This is a genomic window from Vibrio sp. OPT46 (assembly GCF_015163535.1).
Taxonomy (GTDB): Bacteria; Pseudomonadota; Gammaproteobacteria; order Enterobacterales; family Vibrionaceae; genus Vibrio; species Vibrio alginolyticus.
Genome location: NZ_JADDYG010000129.1, coordinates 7,905 through 8,940, shown reverse-complemented (window position 1 = coordinate 8,940; position 1,036 = coordinate 7,905). Strand labels below are relative to the sequence as shown.

Here is a 1,036-nt window from a genome sequence, read left to right as displayed (position 1 = left end):
TAAATTAACAAGATCCTGGTATACATGTCCTTCATATATGTTGTTCGGACACTCAAATGACAGCACTAAGTCATCTATCTGGAACGCATTATGTAATAAGTCAGAGAAATCCGGCTTTCCTCTAAAACCATCTTTACACATTTTAATAAAACTCATATGTCTATCTCTTACTCTTCAAATATGCATCAATACCTTTAAACGAGAGCCTGCAATATGAGTTCTAATTCAAGTAAAGGTAAGCCACATACTAAGGTATTATGAAGGTCAAAAAGGAGATCGGATCTTTTCTAAATTTTAAATATCTAACATCACCTCCACTTTACTGAAATCTACACTTTTGAAAGTTACATCCGCTCCATCCAGCAATAGCTCATCAAACACGCCAACTATTGATAATAAGCTTGAGGATCTGATCTCCACCCATGAAATGAGAAACAAAAAAGCCAGCCTTAAAAGGCTGGCAAGTAGAGCAACAAGGTCAGTGCTTACTGCTAACTAACACCGAACTCGTATTGGATTCATTTTCGTCTGTTAGTCTCTTTTAGCGGCGTTTATGACTTGCTTGCTTTCTCTTTGTGGCACGTTACCTTTACTAACTGTTCTTGCTCATCTTTAATGTTTTTCACGATACGCTCATCACGTGCGTGAATGGCATCCATGTTCATTTGCTGAATATCTGCTATAGCTTCATGTTTCATCTCAGAAAAGTCCTGACGTAAATCTGAGCTCCACTCCTCTTTGTCTAAAGTGTTAGCAGCAGCGATTGGTGATGACATTACAGCAATAAGACTTAGAGTAGATAGAAATACGCTTTTCATAATAAGCTCCTTGAGGATTAGCAGTTAATTTTAATTACAATTCATATATTGCACATACGATGCCAACTTTTATTTTGTTATTTTTCAACAACTTAAATAAAACCTCATATTCAACGTTATCTTCGTCTGGTAAATTTCGCTAACCAAGTGTCAAATTAACCATGCGAATTTAAAACATTAGAAACATACATATTAGAAATGCTTTGTCAGGCAGTTTT

General features: G+C 35.8%; 1 protein-coding gene. It reads right to left on the bottom strand.

Annotated elements, in window-relative coordinates; all coding sequences use genetic code 11:
* Positions 1 to 551 precede the first annotated feature (551 nt).
* Positions 552 to 818 carry a hypothetical protein gene (locus tag IQR33_RS05780; protein WP_005373876.1) on the bottom strand — a complete coding sequence of 89 codons (267 nt, stop codon included), beginning with the start codon at positions 816 to 818 and terminating at the stop codon, positions 552 to 554.
* Positions 819 to 1,036: the final 218 nt, after the last annotated feature.

Excerpts from the sequence above, each read along its gene's own strand:
- IQR33_RS05780 (WP_005373876.1), bottom strand. The coding sequence starts at position 818 with ATGAAAAGCGTATTTCTATCTACTCTAAGTCTTATTGCTGTAATGTCA.